The organism is Streptomyces sp. NPDC058001 (assembly GCF_042886315.1).
GTDB lineage: Bacteria > Actinomycetota > Actinomycetes > Streptomycetales > Streptomycetaceae > Streptomyces.
Window position 1 is genome coordinate 1 of sequence record NZ_JBHVQT010000042.1, and the last position, 1,194, is coordinate 1,194.

Consider the following 1,194-nt stretch of genomic DNA (forward strand, 5'->3'; position numbering starts at 1 on the left):
GAGCTGGGGGTGGCCGCAGAGACCAGCGAGAAGCGACTGTTTACTAAAAACACAGGTCCGTGCGAAGCCGTAAGGCGATGTATACGGACTGACGCCTGCCCGGTGCTGGAACGTTAAGGGGACCGGTTAGTCACATTTCGGTGTGGCGAAGCTGAGAACTTAAGCGCCAGTAAACGGCGGTGGTAACTATAACCATCCTAAGGTAGCGAAATTCCTTGTCGGGTAAGTTCCGACCTGCACGAATGGCGTAACGACTTCTCGACTGTCTCAACCATAGGCCCGGTGAAATTGCACTACGAGTAAAGATGCTCGTTTCGCGCAGCAGGACGGAAAGACCCCGGGACCTTTACTACAGTTTGATATTGGTGTTCGGTTCGGCTTGTGTAGGATAGGTGGGAGACTTTGAAACGTGCACGCCAGTGCATGGTGAGTCGTCGTTGAAATACCACTCTGGTCGTGCTGGATGTCTAACCTGGGTCCGTGATCCGGATCAGGGACAGTGTCTGATGGGTAGTTTAACTGGGGCGGTTGCCTCCTAAAGAGTAACGGAGGCGCCCAAAGGTTCCCTCAGCCTGGTTGGTAATCAGGTGTTGAGTGTAAGTGCACAAGGGAGCTTGACTGTGAGACCGACGGGTCGAGCAGGGACGAAAGTCGGGACTAGTGATCCGGCGGTGGCTTGTGGAAGCGCCGTCGCTCAACGGATAAAAGGTACCCCGGGGATAACAGGCTGATCTTCCCCAAGAGTCCATATCGACGGGATGGTTTGGCACCTCGATGTCGGCTCGTCGCATCCTGGGGCTGGAGTCGGTCCCAAGGGTTGGGCTGTTCGCCCATTAAAGCGGTACGCGAGCTGGGTTTAGAACGTCGTGAGACAGTTCGGTCCCTATCCGCTGTGCGCGTAGGAGTCTTGAGAAGGGCTGTCCCTAGTACGAGAGGACCGGGACGGACGAACCTCTGGTGTGCCAGTTGTCCTGCCAAGGGCATGGCTGGTTGGCTACGTTCGGGAGGGATAACCGCTGAAAGCATCTAAGCGGGAAGCCTGCTTCGAGATGAGGACTCCCACCCCCTTGAGGGGTTAAGGCTCCCAGTAGACGACTGGGTTGATAGGCCAGATCTGGAAGCCCAGTAATGGGTGGAGGTGACTGGTACTAATAGGCCGAGGGCTTGTCCTCAGTTGCTCGCGTCCACTGTGTT

General features: G+C 56.2%; 1 rRNA gene. It reads left to right on the forward strand.

Features of this window, described 5'->3' with window-relative positions:
- Positions 1–1,172, forward strand: a 23S ribosomal RNA gene (locus ACFVT5_RS43280); the annotation flags it as partial.
- Positions 1,173–1,194: the final 22 nt, after the last annotated feature.